Raw genomic sequence first — 15,425 nt, 5'->3', positions numbered from 1 at the left:
GCCGACGTCACCAGCGACCCGTATCCGCCCAGTCGTTCTCGAGCTCCACGCCGCTTCCGTCGAGCGTCGACTCGAACGCGAGGAACACGTCGACGAGTGCATCCCGGTCGGTGAAGTACCGCGCGTAGTAGGCCTCCAGCTCGGGGTCGAACCCGCCGTCGAGCGCGACCTGGGAACCGAGATAGGCGAACAGCTCGCTGGCGCGGTTCTCGGACCGGTCGCCGACCGACGCCGCGATCTGCTCGTGCACCACGTCGTCGGCGGGCACCCGCACGAGCTCCGCCTCGACGAGCGCGTCGACCTCATCGCGCTCTGCGGGATCCAGTCGGGCGTACACGGCGTGCAGCAGCTCGTGCGCGGCCGTCGTCACCATCATCGGCCGCAGTCGCGCATCGTCGGGTTTGAAGATCGAAATGACGTCGTACCCGCTGTAGCACCCGACCGTCGTGCTGCCGCCGGAGTCATCGGGCTCGAACGCACGCCGGTCGCAAGCCCGCAACAACTCGTCTTCGTCGCGCAATCGCGGCCGGGCATCGAAGAAGATCTCGCGCCCCTCCACCGTGAGGAACGCCTCATCGGCGAGCGCCGCGATCTCCGCGTCGGGCCGATCGATGATGAGCCCCCCGGGTGTGGTGAGCTCGACCATGACCATGAGTCCGCCGAAGGTCAGCACGCCGACGAGAACGACGGTGAGTGCGTTCCGGGTCACGATGGCGAGTATGCCACGGCCGGCTCCCCCAGGACGGCATCGGCCGCGGCCGCCGATGTACGAGCATCTCGCGGAACGCTTCCTCCGGCTGTCGCATGCCCCGGACTCATCCCGGGCCGTTGGGATTCGCGAGATCGTAGGCGCGGGAGACCTTCTGGGGGACGACCATGCGCCAGGCGTCGACGACGAACTCGCGCGCCTCGCTCGGCTCCAGCGCCGCGAGGTCGGCGTGAACCCAGTTGAAGCGCATGTCGGCCGGGCTCGGCATCTGGAACTTGTGTGGCTGGCCCCCGACGAGTGCTCCCCGCTCTTCCCGTGGAAACGCGAAGCCCATCACCGTCTCATCGAGGGAGAACGCGACGTAGACCAGCTGTCCGACGCGGAACTTCAACCTGCCGCGCACATACACCTCGTACGACCGCTCGAGCTCGGTGCCCAGACGACGTACGTCTTCGAGTCGCGCCATGTGTGAACCCTACTTCCCGGAACTCGCTCGGCGACGAACTCGTGCCGGAGTGGACATTCATCAGACCTCGTTCCAGTGCCGCAGCTTCTCCGGACGCAATCGGATCCACACCATGCTGATGAGCCCTCGCGTGAAGTCGACCGTCATCGCAGCGATCGTCTCCCCGCCTCGGCTGAGCAAGAGCCCGGCCTGGGCGTTGACCGAGCGCTCGTCGATGATGAGGCCCGGCTTGGCCGCCATGCCGTGCATGAGCAGCGCGATCGCCTCGTAGACGCCGTATACGACTCTGACCCTGGGGTGATTTTGATCACCGGCATCGACGACCACGGCGACGCTGGGATCCAACAGCGCGGCCAGTCGTTCGCCGTCACCGCGTTCGGCCGCGCGGCGAAATACATGCACCGCCCTGTGGTGCAGCGGGCGGTGCAACCAGTCGAGCATGCTCATGGTCTTCCCTTCGAGCCTCGGCCCAATATCGAGGACCCTGTACATACGACCCCTCGGGCGACCATGCTGTGACATCGGATCCGGGTCGTGAAGTCGTCGATCCCACGACACGTCTGCGGGCGAGTCGGCCTCGACGACCAGCACGCGGTCAGAGAGCCTCCAGGTTTCGCGCCCGGATCAGGGATCCTCCGCTCCGGTCACAACCCGGACTGCGCTTGGACTCGTCCGGAATCGACGGCCGCGACCAGGGATGCGTGGTCGCGTTCGTTCTGGTCGGCGTAGGTCTCGGCGAAGTCACCGATGGCCCGGTCGAACCTGTCCGACTTGCCGAGGTAGGCCGCGATGGCGACCCGGTCCCCCGCCCGGGCGTGTGCCCGGGCGAGCGTCCACCCGCACAGCCGGGCATACGTTTCCATGCTGCTCGGTGTGAGCTGTTCGATCTCGGCCGAGACCTTCCAGTCCCGCAGTTGCCGTAGGTAGTAGTCCTGCTCGCCTTGACCGGTCGGCGTGGCGCGTAGCCAGCCGAGAAAGATGTCGCTGCTCGCCTGCATCAACCGCTGCCCGATCACCACTCGCCGTCCTTCGTGCGCGTGGCCGCGCGGGTCGGCGGGGTCCATTGGTGCTGGGGATGCCGCGCCGAGGTCGGGCACGAAGTCAGCCAGGACCGAGCGTTGCGCCTGTTTGGCCTGCAGGAGGAGGACTTCGCCTTCGACGCCGCCCTGGAAGAGCAGCACCCAGGCGCGGGTGCCGACGCTGCCGACCCCGACGACCTTGTGCGCGACGTCGACCAGCTCGAAGTGGTCGAACAGCCGTCGGCGGTCCGCGGTCAGGGTGTCGCGATAGTCGGCGATGAGCGTGGTGAGCCGCTGGAGCAGGTCATCGGTGTCGAGGCCGGTCATGTCGTCCAGCCGGGTGATCAGCGGTGGGGTGCTGACGATCCGCGGCTGACCGTCGATGACGGTGGTCAGCTTGTCGAGCGCTTGCAGGCTGTCGCGGGTGTGCGCCTTGGCCAGCGCCTTCTGGGCGTCTTTCACGGCCGCCTTGTGCCCCTTTCGTTCCCGGTCGGACAGGGAAGCGGCGAACCGGTCGATCGCGTCCTCGATCTCGAGGTGGGCGTACCAGACGGTGAGTATGGGTTGGGTGGCGAAGGTGCGGATCGCGATCCGGTAGCTCTCGACCGCAGCCCTCGTCACGGTGCGCGACTGCTTGGCGGTGAATCCGTTGTCGCGGCCGGCCACGACGAAGCTGGCGGCCAACCGCTTGACGTCCCACTCGAACGGTCCCGGGAAGGTTTCGTCGAAGTCGTTGATGTCGAACACCAGTCTCCGCTCGGGGGACGCGTACCCGCCGAAGTTCGACAGGTGCGCATCCCCGCAGAGTTGGGTCTCGAGCCCGGAGGTCGACGTGCCGGCCAGATCCGCGGCCATCACCAGCGCGGCGCCGCGGTAGAAGGTGAACGGAGACACCAGCATCCGGCCATGCCGGATCGGCACCAGTTCTTGCACCCGTGTCTCAGCCTGCCCGAGGAGAAGTGCGATCGGGTCCACCTCATCGGACCGCCGGAAATCGGCGTGTGCTCCCAGCGGTGTCGTGGCCCGGGCGGCCTTGCCGCGGGCGGCACGATCCCGATCGGACATCCGTCCAGGCGTCGCATCGGCGCCCGGACGTTCGTCCCGGGGTGCCTGGTCGCCAGCCCGCGGCGTTGTGATCGACGTGTCAGCCATCTCAGCCTTCTCCTGTTCGCGCTCCCAGCATCACCCAGAGGAGGGCCGATGGATGGGTCTTTGGCCCCTTGTGGTCGGCGCTGAGGGCGACCTGCCGTGGCTCACCCGGTCGCAGCACGGGAACTGCCTGACCAGTGGCCAAATCGCACCGCGGGGCACAGCACCCGGAGCCGAGACGGGGAATCACGCCTCGCGGCGCTCGGAAGCAGCCCTTCCCTTCGAGCGCGAGCGCGATCAGTATGGACCTACCGGCATCGAGCGAAGAGGGGCAATGATGAGCGTTTACCGAGTGATCGACGTCGTCGGCACGAGTGCTTCGTCCTGGGAGGACGCTGCCCGAGAAGCCATCAGCACCGCCGCAGGATCGCTGCACGATCTCCGCATCGCCGAGGTGACGAAGCAGGACGTCGTCGTCCACGACGACGGGACGCTGTTGTTCCGATCCCGGATCCAGCTTTCGTTCAAGTACGCGCCAGAGTAGGCCGATCTCCGCAACGCGGCCACGCGGTCCACATCGCCCAGGGGCTGATACACGGATCGGCTGTCGTCTGGACCTTCCAGCGGCTGTCTGAGCCTTCGAGTGGTCGCGACGTTTCCGCGTGCGCGGCACCGGGCTGTGGCGTGCACCCATGGCGAGCGGCACCCAGTGGACCGCCGACGATGCGGCGCGCTACGACGACGACGCGCGCGACCCAGTTGGCGCCAGAAGCGCTCGACCCCGTGGTCGAACGGGTCGGTGGAGCCTCCCCACAGCACAGGGCGTGCGGGGCAGGGCCCCCCACTGTCGAGACGTGGCTGTCACGAGCCGAGCAGGCGCAGGTCGGCATTGCCGGGTTCGGCGCTCGGCTCGGCGGTGACCATCCTGCGGCCCAGGTCTGAGAGGGTGTGTCGCACGGCCCGCCCGGCGCGCCTGGTCGTGACGAGGCCCACGCCGCGCAGTGCCGCCGCATGGGAGGAGGCCGATGCCAGGGCGATGCCGAGGTCGGTCGCCAGGCTGCTCGTGGTGTGCCCCTCGGCCGGCCCTTCGGCGAGAGCAATGAGCACCCTCGCCCGGGTCGCCCCGAGCACGGTGCCCAGTCGGACATTCGGGTCGTCGGCGACCGCAGCCGGTGCTGCCCAGTCGGTCTGGACCGGGTAGATCAGGCCCAGCTGGTCGCGCCAGTGGAACGTGAATCCCGGACGGGACCAGGCGGCGGACGGGCTGATGATCAGGCCACGCCCTTCCAGATGAACGTCGGCGTCGACCGGGAGATCGACATCGAGCCGCCCTTCGCGCCACTTGATCGCGGGATGCATGCTGTTCAGGACCGACTCCATCCCGAGTGTGGCGGAATGCCAGGCCAGGCGGCCGAGCTCGGCGGTCACGATCCTGCGGAACCCGGGCCGCATCGGTGCCACTACTTCCCGGTGGAAGGCGTCCAACGCCGCGCCGAGCAGATCCATCGCGCGCCCTCTCCCGGTGGCGAGTTCGCTCGTCCAGGCTGCTCGCGGCGACCTGGCCGTCGCAGCTTCCAAGTCGGCCCGAACCTGCGCTGGAGGGGTGGCCATCACCAGGTCCAACAGCTCCTCGACCGTGCCGGTGGCCTCGGGGATGAGGAAGCCGGGCACATCACCGTGGGCAGGGGCCAGCTCAAGCAGCGGCCGGGCCGCGGGGGGCAGCGGCATCCTGGCGCCCTGGAATTGCATTCGCACCCGGCTGTGAGGTTGCTGCACGGACTGCGCGCTGCCGGCGATGTCATCGATCACCGACGGCATCTCGAACGTCGTCCGGGCAAGGTCGTCGACCCCGAAGTGAAGACGCAGCATGAATTCATTGTCGGCCCGAGGCCGGATCATGCCAACGACGGCCGCCACGTTTCGGCTGGGCCCGAAACGATTGCGGCGCTCGGCAGCGCTGAATTAGATTGGCGCCGGTTCGAGGACACTCCTTCGAGCCCAGACCCCGATCAGGAGACAGCATGAACAGGACACTGGCGATAGCGGTGGCGGCGTCGCTCCTCGTACTCGGAGCCGCCGGACCGGTCGCGGCAGACACGCCCGACTCCGCCAACTGCCTGGGCGTGGTGACCCAGCAGCGAGCGATAGCCCACCACGACATCGGCGAGCACGCATCGTCCCAGGAGGAGCCACGCCTCGGACTCGGGAACGTCACCCGAGAAATCCTGGGCGAAGACGCCCACGTCGGCGAGTTCGGCAGCTTCCTCGGCGACATCGACGGGGACCCGGCCACCAGCTGCCATTAGCTGATGGGCGCGTTGGGTTCGGTCAGCGCCAGGCCCGCTCAGACGAATCGAGATCTGCGAACCACGAAGCCGAGACCAGCCGAGGTTCGCCGAACACGAGCGCGCACCTTCGCGGAGACGGACGGCACAGCGCGGCATCGCCGCGATAGACGGTGAACAGGCGGAGAGCCCAACACGTCTCTGCCTTTCAGTGAAGGCAAGAACCGCTGATCAGATCGATTTCACCGTAGGGCGGACGGGACTTGAACCCGTGACCGATGGAACTACCCGGTCTGGACCCGCCGTCTCGGCGTGCGATGGAATACCTCGAAGAATCTCGACATGATCAGGAATTCCTTGCCACAGATCGAATCTGTCGAGTGTCGATGCTACCCGTTGACCTCGACCGTTCTCGAGCCGTCTCGGGTCACGAGTGTTGGATAAACGTGCGCGGATCAAGTCATCGACCGAGCTGTGATGTCTCAGGACATCGGTGACAGTTCTGCCTCAGGACATCGGTGACAGTTGATGTCTCAGGACATCGGTGACGGTGGGAGGGTCTTGGGCCGTCGGCCGCGGGGTTTGCCGTTGCCGACGTATCGGGTTCCGGGTGCCGGCCAGGGGAGCTCGACGATGAGGGTGCCGCGGTCATCGAAGATCATGACGCCCTCGGGCTCGTAGACCACGAATACATGCGGGCCGATGGTGTCGCGGCCGGTCTGGAAGCTGATCCCGCGGGCGTACGTGGTGCCGTTGCCCGCGACCTTCACGACCCGCACCTGGTCGTCGCGGCCATCTGTCCGGAACGCGATCAGCGTGCGCGGCGGCGGCGGGCCAGGCTTCGGTGGGTCGGCCTTCGGAGTCGCGTCCCAGGCTTGTTGCGGGGTGATCCGGCCGGGCAGCGCCTGGTGCGGGCGCTCGGTGTTGTAGATCGCGTCGAATCGGTCGACCGGCTCCTGTAGTTCGACGATGGTCTCGGCGATGGGCTGCTTGTCGAGGAACCGGAACAGGGTCTGGTGGAACCGCTCGTTCTTCCTCTGCGTCGTGGGCCGGTACGGCTTCCCGGTGATCGGCTGCACGCCGAGCGCTTTCACGTGCGCGACGAGCTGACCGTCGTAGCCGCGCCGGGACGGGTTCAACGCCGACCCGTTGTCGGTGAGCAGCCGCTGCGGCACCCGTGCGCGGCGATGCCCTTGTCCACGACCGCGATCGCCGCGTCCAAGGTTTCCGCGTCCGCGACCAGGGACGCGACCGCGTACCGGGAGTGGTCGTCGATGAGCTGGAAGATCACGCACTTGCGCCCATCGGCGAGGACGTACTCGGTCGCGTCCAGCTGCCAGCACGCGTTCGGCGCCGGGTACACGAACCGGCGAAACGCGGCCCGCGGCTTCTTCAGCGGTTCGAACTTGGCGACCCCGGCGTCGCGGAAGATCCGCGCCAGCGACGCCGGTGACGGCGCGGTCATCCTGAGCGAGCGCATCTCGTGCACGCTGATCGGCCCGTGATCCAAACCCGAGCGCTCCAACGCGGCCCGCACCCCGATCGCCTGCTGCTTGATGTCGTCACCGATCGTGTTCGGGCTCGTCTTAGGTCGCCGGCTGCGCTGCTTGCGCGCCGCAGCCGGCCCATCAGCCGCGACGCGGCGACGGATCTCGTAGAACGTCTTCCGCGAGATCCCGTGCTCGAAACAGAACGTCGACACCGCCCCGCGTGGCGCATCCGGCCGCCACTGCGCGATCGCGAGACGGACACGAGGATCGACAGGCGAGTTGCGGCTCATCCCCCAAACGTCGAGGAACTGTCACCACCAAACCGCTCCGAACCATCACCGATGCAAAGATGCATAACCGTCACCGATGTCCTGCGACATGACAGTCATCGACCGGGCCCGCCCGCTCGACACTATGGCCGTTCTCGGCGGCGGGGCCCTCCATGGGATCGCGGCTCCGAGCACGCCGGGAGGACTCAAGTGCCAGCATTGCCGCCGTGCACCTCGAACGCACGATTAGTTGGATCAATCCGTTTGCATGGTGGAGCACCCCACCCAAGGTTCCAGTCGAGCTGATTATTTAGAAGCGGCGATTGAACCAATTGGCCAGCGCGTTCGCCTCAGGTTCGTCGTTTTCGTACTTCTTCCCGACGCGTTCGACCGCCGCGCTCCACTCGGCCGGCGGTGCGGCGAGGAGTTCCTTCGTCCGCCGGCCCGGCGCGCGCGTCAGGTCGACGAATTGCCGGATCGTCGCCTCGGACTCCGCCGTCGCAGCGGCCGACTGCACGATCACGATGTCCATAGCGGACGGCCGGAGGCGTCCGGCGATCGCCGCTGCCAACTCGGCGTCGAGCCGATGCGTCGCCCCGTTCGCGACGAGGTGCCGGAGGACGACCTCGGCGCCGGTTCCCCTCGCCGTCAGGGCAAGCAGCAGCCGTCGGCCCGACGCCGGTTCGTCGCGCAGCGCTTCGGGTTGGGTGAGCGCATCGACGAGCCCGGCCTCATCGAACCCGCCTGCACGGAGGACACGCTCGACCGCGTCCAGGAGTTCTGCTTCGAGCGAGGCACGGTCCCGGAGCAGCTCGGAGACGAGCACGCCGAGTGCCCAAGCGAGCGGTTCGACTCGGATCGTGTCAGCGGTGACCCTCGACGACTCCGATTCACCGGTGGCGAAGGTCGTCTGCACGGCCGATGTGCCGTCCACCCCGATCGGTGCGCGCACATATCTCTCCTGGGTCGATTCGCCGTTCGTCGAAGCGACCTTCCTCGTCAGGACGGTCTTGGGTTCGAGCGCGTCCACGTCCGCCGCAACACGATCCGTCGCCGCATTCGCGACTTCGGCGTACACGGCATCGGGCAGGCTCAACGGAGCGCGCGCGAGCGTCCAGATCAGCGTGGAGAGGCGGTCGTGGTCGGGGCTCCGCATCGCGAGATGAACGATCTCGATCGACTCGGCGTGCGGCGAGCCCGCGAGGAGTCCGGCGAGCGGGTCCAAGGGCGCATCCGCCTGGGCGCGAACGGATTCGACAAACGCGCCTGCCCAGTCGTCCGCGGTGTCCGCATCCGCGAGCAGGGCTGAGAGGGCCACGCTCGGACGGATGTCGTTCCGCCCCTGACACGCGGCCTCGAGGAACTCGACCAGCCGGGAACGCACACGGGGTCCGAACGCGGACAGGCCCCGGACGTCGATGGCGACCATGACTGCGGCCTGCGCCATCGGCTCGTCGGCCAGCCAACGGTCCACGGCGTCCTCGAGCGTCTCGATCGGGGCCGCCGCGAAGAGGCGTCGGCACAGGTCGAGCCAATCCGGGCCCGTCTCACCGCGTTCTGCGAGCCGGTCGAGCAGATCGTCGGGGTGGTCCATCCGTGTCCGCCAGAGACATGCCGTGATGAGCTCACCGAACCGAGCAGGTCCGACGATCCAGGGCGTCCGGCCGAGCGGCTTCTCATCGTCCAGGAAGCGGACCAGTGCGCGACGTGCCGACTGGTGGTCGTCCTCGATCCATCCGATGATGGCGCGTGCGGTTGGATCCTGATCGAGTCGCTCGGCCATCAGCCACGAGGCGGGATCGAACGGGAAGACCAAGGCGGACCACTCGCCTCCGCCCTCGCCGCCGGCCATCGCGCGAAGGTACTCCAGCCGATGCTCGTACGGCATCGCGAGGGTCGCCCAGAAGTCGGCGCTCAGCGAGTAGCGCCAGATGCTCTCTTCCGCCTCGACGTCGTCGACACTCGGCAGGAGGTCGAGATAAGGGCGGGTATCCGGCACCTTGCTGAATACCGCGCGGAGCACGAGTGGCGCCATCCGGTCATGCGACAGCGCCCGTTGCACGAGCGAGTCAAGGTACGGAACGACCGCGTCCACCCCCGTGTCGGGTCGAGCGGCCAGGGTCCGCAGGGCGGCGGCCAACGGGCCCGCTCTGGTACCCGGCGGCAACTCTGCGGTGCCGAACACCGACTCGAGGTCGATCGTCGTGCCTTGCACCCATTCGCCGACGTCGTCATAGACGAAGCGATAGCGGTCGGCACCGTGCAGGTCGCCGCTCTCGACTCGGATGAGCAGTTGCTCCTCGAGGAGTCGTCTGCGTTCGACATCCGAGAAGGATGCCATGGCCTCGTCGTGCGTCACGGTGTCCTGCTCGTTCTGGTACATCGTGTGAGCCATCCGCCGGAGCCGCTGCCAGAACTCGGAGCGGTCGACGTCGAGGGAGACCGCGATCTTCTCGCATTTGTTGTGGACGAAGACGCGAACGACGTCGTCGAGGGAGGACACAGTGAGGTCGGCTCCGAGGCCGCTGAGCAGTCCCGCGGCAAGCGGAAGGCGGAAAAGCGGCGACGGAACTTGGATGCCGAGGCGCTCGCGCGCCGTCTCGCCCTCATCGGCGGTGAACACATCGATCCGCTGTTCGTTCACGTCCTTCGGGTCGGCAGCGGACCCGACCTGCGACCAGCGCTCGGGTCGAGTGGTGATAATCGCGCGGGCGCCGCGGGACTCGAGCCACCGGAGCGAATCCGACACCCAATCGGACGGTGTTCGCGTCATGTCCCGCCAACGGAACTCGTTGAAGCCGTCGAGCAGGATCGTGAGCGGTCCGCCGAGCCGGACGAGCATGTCGAGTCGCCGATCGAACCGGGCGAGGATGGCGCCGGCGCGGCGCGCTTCCTCGTCCGAGGCATCCAATTCCGCGGCTGCCGCTGTGAACCGTCGGAGCACCGCCTCCGCAGCGGTCGACAGGTCGCCCGCCTCGGGCCCGACCTCGCTCGCGCGGACCAAGAGCGCGGGACTCGCCGAGTCCTGAGCCCATTTAGCGAGCTCGGTGGACTTGCCAAATCCAGCCTGACCGATGACGACGGACATTCGGTGCCGAGGGTCGACGACGGACTCGCGGACGGCGTCGAGGCTCGGCCGATCGATCCGGTGCTCGAGGTCGACACCCCGTCGGCGGCTCAACGCCGTGATCGCGTCCTCGACCTGCAATCGGCAGATCCTCGCGATATCGGCCGGTGACAACGCGTCCCGGATCGCCTGCCGCGCAGCTTCTTCGGTGTCGGATTGACTCGCGGTCGGCAGTTCGTCCGGCCCAGCGATGCCGAGGCGTTCCGCGACCGCGGATCGGGCGATGCGGTCGAAGGGAACCAGCCGCATGGCGTTCTCCCCGAGGGCGGGCCGGTAGTCGACGACCAACCCGACTGCACGGTGCTGGTGGAAGACCAGCGCCCCGGAGAACCCACCGTACGGAAGGGCGCCGCCGTCCGCCGGCTTCCCTGACGGCAGCCGGAGATCGACCGCCGTGAGGTAGCCGGCCTCCGCGCCGTCCGTTTGGTTGATGGTCGCGTGGACCTCCGCGAGGTCTCGAACACCGGCGCGCGGGTCCTTCGCGAAGTTCGGGTACCCGACACACGAGCAGTTCTCGAGTGTGCCGACGTGGTCGCGGTCGACGCGCGCGAAGACCGTGGAGCGAAACGGCGGGTCGTCGTCCGAGGCGGTGGCGACGGTGATGACGGCGACGTCGAGTTCCCGGTCCTCCACGAGGTCGACCACCTCGATGCCGGACCCGTCCGACGCGGAGAATGCCTCGAGCCGCTTCGCCGCCTCACCGGTGCCTTTGACGTGGGTGCAGTGCGCGGCGGTGATCACGGTGGTCGCATCCACCAGGTAGCCGGTTCCGATCAGGGTATCGTCATTCGGCGCGGTCCGGCGGATCTTCACCACGCGTCGCCGCGGAATCCCGGCGAGCACGTCGTCCGGATCGGGGAGCATCGGCGTCTCGCTCGACATCATTCCCCGCCGAGCAGCGCTTCGCCGAAGACGCCTTCCTGACCGCGCACGAGGGGCATGAGGGTGAGCTTCAGCGTCTGCGACCGCCTTTGCTCGTACGAGCCTCCGACGCCGACGATCTGCCAGCCGATCTTCCCGTTCACGTCCTTCGTGACCGCCACGTCGAGCGTCAATTCGATCGCGTCGGATCTGAACCGAACCCGCTCGCCCTCTCCCGCGTCCAACGCTTCGTCGAGTTCGGCGCGGAGCACGCGGATGGCCTCCGCGACGCCTACCCCGATCTGGTCGTCCCCCATCGGGCACCCCTCCCCGTCGGGGTCAGTATGGCCGACGGGGATTTGCCGCGTCAACGCACCAGACCGCGCGAATAGACGCGAGCGTCGCACTAGCTAGGTGTGGTGTCCATGGACGTTGCTTCGGGGACACGGCCCTGATCTGCTGAAGGGCGAAGTGCCATCCCGGCGTTCACGATGTCCCCGGGGACACCCGTTCACGATGTGCTGGAACCAAACTCCGTAATCTGCTCCGAATGAGTGACCCCAGGCCTCGCGTGCACAGCCGGACGGTTGACGACCAGACGCCCCGCTGCGACGCCGAGGCGGAGGCACACCCGGCACGGGTGTGGCCGCTGGGCGAGTGGCGCGAGGAGGCGATCCTCCGCGGCGCGTGCGGGCGTGAGTCGATGATTGAGGAGTTACGCGCCTCGATCGCCTGCCCGAGCTGCTCATCCGCGTTCAACCCGCGCTGCCGACTTGACTGGAAGCTTGTACTTCGAGGCGTGAATGTCTCGGCGACGGCGACGGCGACGGCGACGGCGACCGCTGTCGCGCAGGGTGTCGTCGCTGCCACTCATACGACATGGCGCCTACCCGCGAAATGGGGTCACCCGCCTGATGTGCACCTCGTCTCGGCATCTGGCATCACGTACCTACGTGAGCAATGTTCATGCGGAGTTGACCTGGAGGCGGAGACCGCTCCGCCCGTTCCTGCCGAGTCGCACAGGTGCGCTGCCGGCGCCACGCGTGCCGATCGATCGGAAAGGAGTCGTCATGACGCTCGCTCCGCCGTTTCCGTCGACGAACTGGAGCGACCCGTTCGGGGACTGGCCTCCGTGGCGCAAGGACATGGGCCTCGGACCCCATCGCGGCCTCGATACGAACGGGTTGTTGGCGGGGACCTCGATCCGCTCATCGGGCGAGGGGCAGGTCGCTTGGCGCACCCACATGTCTGACGGGGCTGCCGAGGATACCGGGCTCGGCCATCGCATCGTCGTGTTCTACCCCTCGGACGATGTCTACCTCGGTTATTGTCATCTCCTCCAGGACCCCGGCCTCCCGGTCGGATCGACGGTTAACCCCGGCGAAGCCGTAGCGCTGCTCGGAAACTCCGGATCATCGTCCACCGCCGCGCATCTGCACCTCACCGCCTCCCGTCAGAACGGCGATCCCGGCTCCGTCGGCGTCATCGACCCCGCTCCGTTCTTCGGGGGCGATCCACTCAGCGGCCAAGGCCGACAAGATCAGGGAGATGACGAAATGGCGCTCATCGCACGCCGTGAGGACAATGGAAACGGGTACTACCTCACCCCCCAATCCGTGCACCACTTCTCGCATGGCAGCGAGTTCGTAGCACTCCGCTACTCGATCGGAGCGGACAAGGTTTCCGGTCGCAACGAGTGGTATGGAAGAGACGACTTCCGCATCCTGGTGCAGGCTTCCGGGTGGGACTACAACGCGGTCGCGGGGCTCAAGCCCGGCGAGACCCTCCTCCGTGACGGTCGCGTGATCGCGCGGCAGGTTTGGCCGGCCCAGTGGCGGTGAGCCGCAACTTTGGCGTGGAGCGCACCGAGGCCCGCCGGCCGGCGTACGCGCGCGTCCCACAGAGACGACCCGGGTGACCTGCCAAGGAGCCACGCTTTGCGCTAGACGTGGGTCTGCTGCACGGACGGGTGACATCTGACACGAGATTCGTGGTGACCTACGCGGCTGCTGGTGTGATAGCGACGTCGTAGCCGAGTTCGTGTAGCTGTCTGATGGCTCGGTTCTTCGCGCGTTCGGTGCTGGCGGCTGGCTCGGGGCAGGGATCGGCGTAGGCGCTGCCGGTGGCGAGCATGTGCCAAGCAGCGGTGAAGATGGAGTGCTCGATCGCGACGCGAGGTTGAATGGCGCCTCGCCTTGAACCGCCACAGGCTTGATACCGCATCTTTTCGAGTTGGAAGGATGGCAGCTTTGCCGAAGAAGATCGATCCCGCGCTCCGTGAGCGAGCGGAGGCTCCAGGTTCAACACCCAATAGCGTCTACTCGTTCGAGTTCCGAACCAAATGTCCGTCAAAGTATGGACTGCTCAAAGCTCAATCTGAGAGGGCACTGAGTGGCGGCTGCGGTGGGCATGGCTTGCCTTCTCAGGGCGTCGGACTCGGGCGTTCGGCCAAGGCCTCATGTTCCTTGCGCTGAACACCGCCGGTGGAGTGGCACTTGCGGGTGCGATCGTGGTCGGCGTCTATGTGGGCCTCGGGTACAGCGCGGTGAGCAGCTGGTCGCTGCCAGGCGTGGATCGGGCCGGCGCGACGCGGCAAGGCCTGCCTAAGTTGCCCTACCAAAGCCCTCCGATCGAGGCAACCAGCACGGCGCGCAGGCTCGACCACCATCACGAGCCGTCGCCGGACAACGCAAGCAACGCCGAAACGGCGTCGTCACCTCGAATGCTGGTACCCGTCCCGCGCGGCTCAGCCGGCGGGGATGCGCGACCGCGCTGCGTTCCACGCGAGCCAGGTGAGCTCACTGTGCGCGATGTCGCTGTGCGCGCCGGCGGGACCGTCGAGCTTGGCAATCACGTCGCTCGCGTCGAGGTTGTAGATCTCGCTCGCCGCGAATGCGGGCTCCGGACGCGCCCCGGTCGCGAGCGCGGTGAGTTCCTTCGCCCCGGCGCCCTGGATGCCGAATGCGCCGATCCCGCCAAACTTCGGCGGCTCGCCAAGGAGGTATTGCCTCGTGACCCGGACAGCGAGGGGATAGAACTTGCCGACGGCGTAGTCCCATTTCGAGCGGGTCGCGATGATCGGCCCCGCGACGAACTCGGGCCGCGCGACATCCGCGAAGTACCCGCGTCCGCCGCCGACCGACTCGGGGACGTCCGCGGAGAATGCCCAGAGCGACACCGCGCCCTGCACGAGGAACATCGACTCGACCGGCCTGAGCGGCGGTGTCGGCGTCTTGCCGGGGCCGCGCACCGTCGCGGAGACGACGATCGTGCCGAAGCTGTGCCCCATGAGGTGCACCCGGGCGTGCGGGGCCGCCTCCTGGATCTTCCGCAGCAACTGTGATCCGCCGCTCTCACCGATGACCCGGGCGCGATCCTTCATACTCCAGAAGGTCAGTTGCCGCAGCGGCGTGAGCACCGCCTCGCGAAGCTTGCCCCAGAAGCCCTCGCCGAGCAGGCCGTCTTCGCCGTCCGCCCCGTGCTCGGCGGCTTCGGCGAACGCGAGGTCGGGATCCCACCCGCCCCCGAGTAGCGGATCGTCGTCGGAGCGGGCGGCGGCCTCGGCAGCGAGCACGCGGTACGCTTCGGCGACCTCGGCCGGGAGCGCGTCCGCACTCGTCGCGTCGGCGTCGGGGTCGATGGATGCCGCGTAGTCGAGGATCGTCGCGAGCGCTGCCCGCGCCGCATCGGTCCCTGCGAGGTGCGCGGCGAACTCGTCAACCGCCTCCCCGACGGTGATCGCGTGATCGCCGCCGGACGTCACGTCGCCGAGCAGCCCGCTCGGCCGGCCCTTGAGCGCGCGGTCGCTCCATGCCTTGCTTGGCCAGTGCAGTCCGATGACGAACGGACGGATGTCGTCGTCGGGCCGGTCGGGGTTGGTCGCGCTGAGCCACCAGTCGTACTGGCTGATCGCGTCCTGGTAGTCGCCGAGCCATCCATGGCTCAGGATAAACACGTCGGTCACGTCGCTCGGCGGTGAGGTGAGCGCCTCGATGGCGGTCTCGCTGCCGAGTGTGCCGTCGGGATCCCGCTGTTCGACGCCGCGCTTGTCGAACGCGATGAGGTGGTACGACCGATCCCCGCCCGGGATGTGTCGGAGCGCCATGGGTC

At 67.7% G+C, this 15,425-nt stretch carries 11 protein-coding genes and 1 pseudogene; 3 read left to right on the top strand and 9 right to left on the bottom strand.

Features of this window, described 5'->3' with window-relative positions; all coding sequences use genetic code 11:
* Window positions 1-7 precede the first annotated feature (7 nt).
* The 4 genes from ACWEOH_RS14955 to ACWEOH_RS14940 all read right to left on the bottom strand — a co-directional run bounded on the left by ACWEOH_RS14955 (window position 8) and on the right by ACWEOH_RS14940 (window position 3,346).
* Window positions 8-709, bottom strand: a complete 702-nt coding sequence (locus ACWEOH_RS14955; protein WP_452032306.1) for a hypothetical protein — start codon at window positions 707-709, stop codon at window positions 8-10.
* Window positions 710-815: 106 nt separating this feature from the next.
* Entirely contained in the window at window positions 816-1,175 is a 360-nt protein-coding gene (locus ACWEOH_RS14950; protein WP_452032304.1) for an MmcQ/YjbR family DNA-binding protein, read from the bottom strand.
* A 60-nt stretch (window positions 1,176-1,235) separates the two neighbouring features.
* A complete protein-coding gene (locus ACWEOH_RS14945) occupies window positions 1,236-1,622 on the bottom strand; it encodes a hypothetical protein (protein ID WP_452032302.1) in 387 nt (128 codons plus the stop codon).
* Window positions 1,623-1,819: 197 nt separating this feature from the next.
* Entirely contained in the window at window positions 1,820-3,346 is a 1,527-nt protein-coding gene (locus tag ACWEOH_RS14940; protein ID WP_452032300.1) for a DUF2252 domain-containing protein, read from the bottom strand.
* Between the two features lie 289 nt (window positions 3,347-3,635).
* Between ACWEOH_RS14940 and ACWEOH_RS14935 the strand changes: the two genes are divergently transcribed.
* Window positions 3,636-3,827, top strand: a complete 192-nt coding sequence (locus ACWEOH_RS14935) for a dodecin family protein (RefSeq protein WP_452032298.1) — start codon at window positions 3,636-3,638, stop codon at window positions 3,825-3,827.
* A 317-nt stretch (window positions 3,828-4,144) separates the two neighbouring features.
* Here ACWEOH_RS14935 and ACWEOH_RS14930 read toward each other — a convergent pair whose 3' ends face one another.
* Window positions 4,145-5,152, bottom strand: a complete 1,008-nt coding sequence (locus ACWEOH_RS14930) for a hypothetical protein (RefSeq protein ID WP_452032296.1) — start codon at window positions 5,150-5,152, stop codon at window positions 4,145-4,147.
* 152 nt (window positions 5,153-5,304) lie between these two features.
* On the opposite strand from ACWEOH_RS14930, the gene ACWEOH_RS14925 reads away from it, so the two are divergent.
* Complete coding sequence (locus ACWEOH_RS14925) at window positions 5,305-5,589, top strand: hypothetical protein (RefSeq protein WP_452032294.1); 285 nt, start codon at window positions 5,305-5,307, stop codon at window positions 5,587-5,589.
* Between the two features lie 512 nt (window positions 5,590-6,101).
* Here ACWEOH_RS14925 and ACWEOH_RS14920 read toward each other — a convergent pair.
* The 3 genes and pseudogenes from ACWEOH_RS14920 to ACWEOH_RS14910 form a co-directional block, all read right to left on the bottom strand.
* Window positions 6,102-7,348, bottom strand: a pseudogene (locus ACWEOH_RS14920) (DDE-type integrase/transposase/recombinase).
* 289 nt (window positions 7,349-7,637) lie between these two features.
* The gene (locus tag ACWEOH_RS14915; RefSeq protein WP_452032293.1) at window positions 7,638-11,336 is read right to left on the bottom strand and encodes a trypsin-like peptidase domain-containing protein; all 3,699 of its coding nucleotides are present in this window, start codon (window positions 11,334-11,336) and stop codon (window positions 7,638-7,640) included.
* Complete coding sequence (locus ACWEOH_RS14910) at window positions 11,336-11,632, bottom strand: trypco2 family protein (protein ID WP_452032291.1); 297 nt, start codon at window positions 11,630-11,632, stop codon at window positions 11,336-11,338. Before ACWEOH_RS14910 ends, ACWEOH_RS14915 begins: the two co-directional genes overlap by 1 nt.
* Before the next feature lie 753 nt (window positions 11,633-12,385).
* On the opposite strand from ACWEOH_RS14910, the gene ACWEOH_RS14905 reads away from it, so the two are divergent.
* Window positions 12,386-13,156, top strand: a complete 771-nt coding sequence (locus tag ACWEOH_RS14905; protein ID WP_452032289.1) for a M23 family metallopeptidase — start codon at window positions 12,386-12,388, stop codon at window positions 13,154-13,156.
* 905 nt (window positions 13,157-14,061) lie between these two features.
* Here ACWEOH_RS14905 and ACWEOH_RS14900 read toward each other — a convergent pair.
* The gene (locus tag ACWEOH_RS14900; protein ID WP_452032287.1) at window positions 14,062-15,420 is read right to left on the bottom strand and encodes a hypothetical protein; all 1,359 of its coding nucleotides are present in this window, start codon (window positions 15,418-15,420) and stop codon (window positions 14,062-14,064) included.
* Window positions 15,421-15,425: the final 5 nt, after the last annotated feature.

Source organism: Agromyces sp. NPDC004153, assembly GCF_053603635.1.
This window is presented reverse-complemented; position numbering and strand designations above follow the sequence as displayed.